An 8,506-nucleotide genomic window follows, 5' to 3' on the forward strand; every position below is an offset into this window, starting at 1 on the left:
TCTATGCTCCGCTCGCGCCGCGGCGCGGCCATGGAACATTGCGCGACACCAAGGCTTGCGCGCGTCTGGAAATAGCTCGCGCTCGGCGAGAGAGGCCGGGCATGACCTCGATGGTCGTGACCAGCAAACAAGGCAGGAAAGTTACCGTCACGATCATCGAGACGATCATTCCGCCCAGCATGACCGCCCCGAGACCGCGATAGAGTTCGGTGCCGGCGCCCGGGATGACCACCAGCGGCAAAAGGCCGATCACAGTGGTGCAGGTCGACATCAGAATGGGTCGCAGCCGGGTTCGCACGGCATGCTCGACGGCATCCGGGGGCGACAAGCCTTCCGTCAGGCCGTGATAGGTTTCCATGACGATCAGAATGGGGTTGTTCACCACCGCGCTGAGCAGCACCAAAAACCCGAGCAGTGTTATCATGTCAAAGGGCTGATCGATCCGCGCGAGACCCAGCAGCCCGAACAACGCGCCCGTTCCGTTCAGGAGGACGAGACCGAGCATACCGCCCGCCGCGCCTAATGGCACCGTGGTCATGACCAGCAGCGGATGCCCCCAATGGCGAAAGGTAGCGACCAGCGTGAGATAGGACAGGATTAGGGCGATCAGCGAATTGCCGAGCAACGATTGCCGGGTCGCATCGAGCTGATCGCTCGCGCCGGTGATGTCCATCGCCACGCCGTCGGGCACCTCCCCGGCGCGCTGCATCTCGTCGAGGATCTGGCTGCGGACCTGCTCGACACCGGTTTCGAGGGCCACCGAGCGAGGCGGGACGATATAGAGCGTCACTGTACGTCGGCCATTGACGCGGCGGATGCTGTCCGTGTCGACGGTTTCGCGCAGGTCGGCCAGGGCGGATACCGGCAGGACCGCGCCCGAAGGCGTCGCGACCGGCAGATGCGGGAGATCCTCCAGCCGCGGGGCCCGCCCCGCGCTGCCGTAGAGATAAATGTCGACCTGGCGGTCATCCAGAATCATCCGGTCGGCATAGGCGCCATCGCTCAGGGCCGCGACGGAATAGCCGAAACTATCAGCATCGAAGCCCGCCTCCGCTATTCGATCCCAGCGCGGATGAAGCTCCAGTAGCGGCTGGTCGAGCGTCAGCGAACCGGGGTCGGAACTGATCTGCGCATCGGGGAAAAGCTCTTCGACCCGCCCGAAGGCTCGGCTCGCTACACTGTATATCTGTTGCAGATCGTTGCCCGATATTTCGACATTGATGCTCCGCGTCCCGCCGTCCTCCGCCGAAATCACCGATCCGCGTGCGGTCGATACATGCATGCCGGGAAAGGCCGTCATCCGCTCTTCCAAGGCCTCACGCAGCGGTTCCAGCTGAGAAGCGTCACTCGGATCGGTAACGACCGTTATCGACTGGGGGCCGACGAACATCGAGAACATTTGAATATCGGGAAAGTCGGCGGCGCCTTGCGGATCGTAAGCCTCGCCTCCGCTGACATGCGTACGCAAATCGGCGCTCAGGTCCGTCGCCACGCCTTCCATCTCGCTGAGACTATATCCCGGGGGCGCAGCCATATTGGCGAAAATCCGCGCTTCCTCGCCTTCGGGAAGATATTCCGCCGGGGGCGTGAGCAGCAAAAATGTCAGCAGCGAGCCGACCACCGTGCCGCCGATCACGAACAAACGGCGCATCCGCGATTCAATGAGCCGGTTGAGGCGCCGCGCGACACGGTCGAAATAGCGCTCGCCTTCGGTCTGCCCCTCGCTGGCGGCATCTGGCAGACGCGCCGCAAGCGCCGGAACGACAGTGACCGCCACGATCAGCGAAGCGATGATCGACGCCGCGAACGCGATGACGATGTCGGAGAAAAGCTGCCCGGCCTCGTCCTCGACGAACAAGATAGGCAGGAACACGATGATCGTCGTCACCGTACAGGCCAGAACCGCGCGCCAGACGCGGTGCACGCCCTCAACGGCCGCCGCGAAAGGTTTCAGGCCGCGCCTGCGTTCCTGATCGATGCTTTCCAGCACGACGACGGCATTGTCGACGGTCATGCCCAGCGCAAAGGCTATGCCGGCCAGCGAGATGACGTTGAGCGTTCGCCCGGCCAGAAGCAGGCCGGCAAAGGCGGCGATAGTGCAAAGCGGAATCGCGATCACACCGATCGCCGTCGTCCGCGCCGACCGCAGGAACAGGTATAGCACGACAGCGGCAAGCAAGGCGCCCAGGCCCAGAGCGCGCCACACGCTGGCTACCGACCGCTCCACATATCGGGCATCCTCGGAGAACAGCCTGATGTCGAGCCCCGCAGGCGCCAGAACCTCGCGCCCGATCGCCTCTATCTCGGGCAGAACCGCATATTTGGTCTGAACGACGTTCGCGCCCGCCTCGCGCCGCACATTCAGGAACAGGGCAGCCTCGCCGTTGACAAAATTGACTTCGCGCTGCTCGTAATGGTCCAGCCGGATATCGGCCAGGTCCGACAGGCGGGTTATAGTGCCGTTCCGCTCGGACACGATCAGCGAGGCGATACCCTCCGCTTCGTCGAACCGGCCGACCGTCCGTACCAGCACCCGGCGTTTGCCATTGTCGATATCGCCTGCCGACGTGTCGACATTCCGCGCCCTGAGCGCTTCGCGCACGTCGCTCATGTCCAGTCCGCGCTGAGCCAGCCGCTCCGGATCGATTTCGATGCGCACCTGGCGTTCGGCGCCGCCCATGATACCGACCAGCGACACACCCGGAATACGTTCCAGCCGCGGGCGAACCTCGTCGTCGAGGAAATCGCGCACCATCGCCAGGTTGAGATCTATGTCGGTGCCGTCATGCGGTGTGATGGCGAAGTACATGAACGGCTCTTCCGAGGAAGACGTCGTCGTCAGCGCCGGCTGATCGACATTCTCCGGATAGCTACGTACCTGGCTAAGCGCGTTACTGGTTCGGAGCAGCGCCTCGTTGACATCCGATCCGAAGGGAAAGTCGAGCTGAATACTTGCCTGCCCCGTGCTCGCGGTGGAGATGATCCGCTGTAGGTTAGGCAAGGTGCGCAGATAGCGCTCCTGCTCGATCAAAATCTCCTTTTCGACGTCCTGCGGCGTGGCACCCGGCCAGCTCGTCTCCACCATGACGGTGCGCGTCGCAACGTCAGGTATCATCTGCACGGGTACGCTGAAGACCGCAACGAGGCCCAGCACGCACAGCCCGAGGACACCCACGGCGAGCAGGATATTATGTCGAAGAATCGCCTCGATACTCATGAGGACGGACGGCCGGGATCAACCGCCTGCCCCTCCTGCAATCCCTCGTTTCCCTTGATCACGACAAACTGCCCGGCGCGCAGATCACCAGTAATGGCGACTTTGCCATCCTGCCGGTAAAGCGGCCTGACGGTTCTTCGTCTGGCGATGCGGCTGCCGTCGGTGCTTTCGATAACGAACACGCTCTGACCGCCATCGGCCTGACGCAGCAGGGCGTCGCCGCTGATCGACAGCACATCGGCGCGCCGGGGTAGAACGATCTCCGCTCGAGCGGACATGCCGGGAAGCAGGCGCCCTTCCGGATCACGCACGAGCAAGCGCAACAGGAAGGCGCGCGTATCGCTATCGACGGCCGGCACCTTGGCGATGATGCGCGCCGGCAGCGAAGCGTCTCCCAGCGCTGGCGAATGGATCCGCACCTCGACGCCATCATCGATCTGGTCGTAGCGTTCCTGCGGAACCTGCAGGTCCAGCCGAACGCGATCTGTCGCCACCAAGCGGAAGACCGGGGTGCCACGGGCGACCCATGCGCCGGCTTCGGTCAGCCGTTCGGAAATCACACCCGAGAAGGGAGCGGGAAGGCGATGCCGTTCGATCAGAACCGCCTGTTCGCGCGCGCTGGCCCGGGCGGAGGCTTCAGCAGCCCGCGCGATCGCAAGCTCGGATTCGCGCTCCTCAATCTGAGTAGCGGCGATGAATTCTTCCTCCCCAAGCTGGCGGGCGATATTCAATTGTCGCTCCGCCTCGCTCCGAACCGCCGTGACTTGCTGGTGCTGCGCCCGCGTGCGATCCAGCGCCTGCCTCGCCACTTGCGGGTCGAGATCCAGCAAGACGTGCCCGCCTCGCACCCTGTCCCCGGCATCGACATGCAGTCTTGAGACGAGACCGTCGACGCGCGGCGAGAGCATGACATCCTGCTCCGCCGTGAAAGTCCCCGAGAAAGACAGTCTTTCCCCGAAACCTGCCTCAGCCGCGCGTTCAACGATCACGCGCGCCGGCGTCTCTTCTGCCGGATCATCTCCGGCAAGACTGCATGCCGACAGCGACGGAATTGCCGCGAGCAGCAAGGCGACGCCCATGGCCCGCGGCCAATGGGTCGTACAACTCCGCCTCCGGTAGTCGGAGCCATGGTGGCTTTTTCGCATCATGCCGGTCAGCGTGCCGAATAACGCCCGGTCGACCGTCGGCTGAGCCCGACGGTTTGCTTCGTGGCCTCTTGGAAAGAACAATTCAGGGGCGCCGTGACAGGATCGGCGGCGGGGATAATCAACACTTCGGAGCTCCGCGTCGGTCAAAGACTTGTTATGCTCTCAAGATACCGCCGCGCATTTTCGCCCGCTAATCGCTTTCAAGATCGACGCGTCTACATAGCCATAACCCTTTGGAACAACGTTCGTTTACTGGCATCTTCCGAGCGCTGAGTGCTCTGCCTGACACGCTTTGTAATTAGTTGGTTCGCGTTTTCATCGGGGCGTTCAGCCCTATGAGATATCTAGCCGCAACACTTTCCCGCCAATTGCCTCGAGCCGTGCGAAATAGTCCGCCGGCTCCAGCAACTGGTACGGAAAGTAGAGGCCGGCGGGAACGGCGGGTCTGCCGGACAGCCCGGCCGCCCGTTCAAGGACCATCGCAACGCCCAGCCCCGTCAGCGGAAACTGGCCTTGGGGATGAACGATTGCATGGCGTGTGTGCAGCGGCTGTCCTGCATGATCCTCCCCGACGAGATCGATGACGATCTCGGTGGAGAACGGTTCGCCCCGGCGCCGGCTGGAACTGCTTCCCGTTGCGAGATTGAACTCCACATTGGGCGCTCCTGTCGCCGTCGCCAGGCCGACGACATCGTTGGGAGACAGCGCCGATGCTTCCATGACCGTCCCGTCGACCGCGCGGATCGTCGCCGTGGCATCATCGCCGACGCGCCAGACAAAACGGCCCTCTTGCCGCGCAAGCGCGGCAGGCGCGGTTTTCGTCACCCGCTCGAGATCGACAATTTGCGCCGGGCCTCCGGTATCCTCGTCATCGAGCAGCGCTCCGATGGAAATGCTGTCCAGCCGGCCAAAGGCCTTGGCGAATTCAAGGGTCGGAACACTCGTTGCACCGACAAGCCATTCGGTACCGAGAACAACCGGTGCGCAGTCCGGCACGTGGATGTAACTGGCAACTTCCGGCCCGATTTCCTGAAGCAGCGGTGCGATGCTGATATAGGGGACCCTACGGGACTGGGCGAAACGAAGACCAGCCAGGCGATCATCCGCAAACAAAACCGCGACTGCAGAAACCGGCCGCGCTCCAAGGCCGAGGTCATCGGCGGTAAAGTCAACCGCGACGCCTTCCGCCATGTCGAGTTCTGCCGCCACCACCCGTGCTTTCATGAGGTCGCGGCCCGCGATCAGCAGTGGCAAGTCGGGATTCACTTCGCTCAAAAAACGCGCCGCCCAGCGGCCTACGACGCCGGAACCTCCAAGCAGAAGTACGGGATACAGCGACATTGATGAATCTCCCTCTAGGAACTACAAACCTACCGACAGTAGGTTTTGCCTTAATAAGCTACTGTTGGTAGGTTATACAAGAGGGTTTGGAGATGACAGAAGCAGCTAAGCGGTCGACCCGCAGGCTCTCTCGGCCCGAACGGCGCCGTCAGTTGCTAGACACCGCACTTGCGATTGTCCGAGACGAAGGCGCCGATCGGTTGACACTGGGGCACCTCGCTGCGAGCGCCGGGGTCTCGAAGCCTATTGCCTATGATCATTTCATCACCCGCTCCGGGGTGCTCATCGCGCTCTACAAAATGATCGATGCCGAGCGAGTGGAAACCTTCCGCGCCGCGATGGCCAGCCGCAAAAGGACAATCGGCGAAACGGTGGATATGCTGGCTTCGGCCTATATTCGCTGTGCCGGCGACATGACCGATGAATTCCATGTGGTGGGCGCGGCGCTGACAGCGAGTGATGACAAAGCCGTCATCTTTCAGGAGTTGTTGGACAACAACGTCGAAATGTTCCTCTCGGTGCTGCAGCCTCGGAGCACGCTTTCACGGTCTGAACTCAAGCACCGTTGTGTCGGTCTGGTCGGCGCTGGCGAGGCTCTCTCGACGTTGATGGTACGCGGCGGCTGCGACGAAACCGAAGCCATTCAGAGCTTTGCAGCGTTGATTCACGGCGCTCTGGCACCAAGCCTCGCTAAGCCGGATTGACAGCTGCGAAAGCAGCATCGCGCCGGACAACCTGGATCGATACAGAGTTCCGTCTCTAATTGGTCTCTGCGATAAAACTACGAACGCCGTACCGGCATTCCCAATCGCATCCCTGGCCGCTTACGAGAACTACCTATCTAATTGCTTTTTCTCAGAACTCTGACGCACTAACCCGGTGAACGCCTTCAACAGCATTCGCATTTGGTGGTCGTCGCCGTGGCTTGCCAGTTGCTGCAGGTCACGGACTGCCACACCGCACCCGGAACCTTTACGCAAAATCAGCCATGCTGTTCGGTCGAAATACGAGCCGGTCGCGCAAAAACTGCGAAGCGTGTCCTCGCACAATCTCCTAAATCAGGACTTTATGATTTTAAGGCTAGCCGATTACTCCCAGGCCGAAAGATAGTGCCGGAACGCATTCGAGAAAATCGCGAACCATACTACGCGGCTTTGCAAGCTGCAGATCGTCAATGGGAAGCCGGTCAGCTAGATTGCTGGGAACTAGCTCACTACCTCGAAGGGCTACTAATCGCCCAATTGAAAGACGAAGACCCGCCGATCGAAGGCGGAGTAGTGAAGGACGGATAGCAAGCAGCAGGGGAAATCGGACCTCAATTTTCCGTACACGTTCCGTACGAACTCCGAACAATCCTCCTAAGTCATTGAAAAGCTGGTGCACCCGACAGGATTCGAACCTGTGGCCTCTGCCTTCGGAGCTAGAATCACAACGCTACGCTAGGCTTCTCAATCCAACTCTAGAGCGCTCTAAGTAACTGTTTATGCAGTGATTTATTGACAATGAGGGTATTCCAGACTACGCAAAGTCACCCCACAGTTTTCGATCTGGTGGTGAGATTTTGGTGAGTTTTCTGGACCCGCTCTAGCGAGGTGCAAATGCCAAAGCTGACGAAAACCGTCGTCGACAGAGCCGACCTGCGCGATCGGCAATATACTATTTGGTGCAGCGATCTGAAAGGCTTCGGCGTATTCGTGCTGCCTTCAGGCACGCGAACTTATTTTGTCGACTATCGCAATTCCAACAATGTCCGGCGCCGTATGAAGCTCGGTCGTCATGGCACCGTCACGGCGGAGCAGGCGCGGACGTTGGCGATCCAGGCGCTAGCTGATGTCGCCAAGGGCAACGACCCGCTCGAAGATCGAAACGGCACCCGCCGGGCGATGTCGGTCAAGGAATTGTGCGAGCTGTATATGGCGGAATTGGAAGCCGGCCGGATTCTCGGCAAAGGCGGACGGCCCAAAAAGGCCAGCACAAAGATTACCGATCTCGGCCGGATCACGCGCCACATCATCCCGTTGCTCGGCTCGAAGCGCGTAACCCACGTCACCAAGGCGGACGTGACAGCGATGATGAAGGACATCATGGCCGGCAAAACGCGCTCCACAGAGAGGACGAACAAGCTGCGCGGCAAGTCCATTGTCCGAGGTGGCCTTGGAGCGGCTAGCCGGACGGTCGGTCTGCTGGGCGGCATCTTCACCTATGCGCGCGATGAACTTGGCATCATTGAATGCAATCCTGCTCACGGAGTCCGCAAACCAAAAGACGCGGTGCGCAAGCGTCGGCTAAGCGAGGAGGAATATCGCACTCTTGGGCGCATCCTCGACAAAGCAGCAATGGACCCGCGCTACACGAGAACGGTCGATATCATCCGGCTCATCGCTATGTCAGGGTGCCGACGCGGAGAGATCATTGAGGCAAAGGCAGCGGAAATAGACACGGCAGGCAGCGCCTTCCGGTTCGAGGACACCAAAGAAGGCCAGTCAGTTCGGCCGATGGGACTGCCCATCGTGGAGTATTTCGACGAGCGCCAGATGGGCGAGGACAGCGTCTATGTGTTTCCAGGCGAGAGGAACCCCGAAGGGCCGTTCGGCAGCTTCCCCCGTCATTGGGAAAAGATCTTCGCCGATACAGAGTTATCGGATCTCACCGCCCATACGCTTCGACATAGCTTCGCCAGCATAGCGAACGATTTGGGCTTCACCGAGATCACGATTGCAGCACTACTCGGCCACGCATCGGGCTCGATTACTAGCCGTTACGTCCACACCCTCGATGCTGCCCTCATTATGGCTGCCGA

At 60.9% G+C, this 8,506-nt stretch carries 5 protein-coding genes; 2 read left to right on the top strand and 3 right to left on the bottom strand.

Annotated features, from left to right (window positions below):
* Position 1: 1 nt before the first annotated feature.
* The 3 genes from ABDJ38_RS13675 to ABDJ38_RS13685 all read right to left on the bottom strand — a co-directional run bounded on the left by ABDJ38_RS13675 (position 2) and on the right by ABDJ38_RS13685 (position 5,706).
* The gene (locus ABDJ38_RS13675; protein WP_346785676.1) at positions 2-3,217 is read right to left on the bottom strand and encodes an efflux RND transporter permease subunit; all 3,216 of its coding nucleotides are present in this window, start codon (positions 3,215-3,217) and stop codon (positions 2-4) included.
* Positions 3,214-4,296 carry an efflux RND transporter periplasmic adaptor subunit gene (locus ABDJ38_RS13680; RefSeq protein ID WP_346785677.1) on the bottom strand — a complete coding sequence of 361 codons (1,083 nt, stop codon included), beginning with the start codon at positions 4,294-4,296 and terminating at the stop codon, positions 3,214-3,216. The genes ABDJ38_RS13675 and ABDJ38_RS13680 overlap by 4 nt, the downstream gene beginning before the upstream one ends.
* Before the next feature lie 402 nt (positions 4,297-4,698).
* Complete coding sequence (locus ABDJ38_RS13685) at positions 4,699-5,706, bottom strand: NAD(P)-dependent oxidoreductase (RefSeq protein ID WP_346785678.1); 1,008 nt, start codon at positions 5,704-5,706, stop codon at positions 4,699-4,701.
* A 92-nt stretch (positions 5,707-5,798) separates the two neighbouring features.
* Here ABDJ38_RS13685 and ABDJ38_RS13690 point away from each other — a divergent pair, with 92 nt between their 5' ends.
* Both ABDJ38_RS13690 and ABDJ38_RS13695 read left to right on the top strand, forming a co-directional pair.
* Positions 5,799-6,410, top strand: a complete 612-nt coding sequence (locus ABDJ38_RS13690; protein WP_346785679.1) for a TetR/AcrR family transcriptional regulator — start codon at positions 5,799-5,801, stop codon at positions 6,408-6,410.
* Between the two features lie 894 nt (positions 6,411-7,304).
* The coding region (locus tag ABDJ38_RS13695; protein ID WP_346785680.1) for a tyrosine-type recombinase/integrase at positions 7,305-8,506 on the top strand (1,202 nt) is incomplete at its 3' end.

The sequence above is a fragment of the Aurantiacibacter flavus genome (assembly GCF_039710615.1).
Lineage (GTDB): Bacteria > Pseudomonadota > Alphaproteobacteria > Sphingomonadales > Sphingomonadaceae > Alteraurantiacibacter > Alteraurantiacibacter flavus.

Excerpts from the sequence above, each read along its gene's own strand:
- ABDJ38_RS13675 (WP_346785676.1), bottom strand. The coding sequence starts at position 3,217 with ATGAGTATCGAGGCGATTCTTCGACATAATATCCTGCTCGCCGTGGGT.
- ABDJ38_RS13680 (WP_346785677.1), bottom strand. The coding sequence starts at position 4,296 with ATGGGCGTCGCCTTGCTGCTCGCGGCAATTCCGTCGCTGTCGGCATGC.
- ABDJ38_RS13685 (WP_346785678.1), bottom strand. The coding sequence starts at position 5,706 with ATGTCGCTGTATCCCGTACTTCTGCTTGGAGGTTCCGGCGTCGTAGGC.
- ABDJ38_RS13690 (WP_346785679.1), top strand. The coding sequence starts at position 5,799 with ATGACAGAAGCAGCTAAGCGGTCGACCCGCAGGCTCTCTCGGCCCGAA.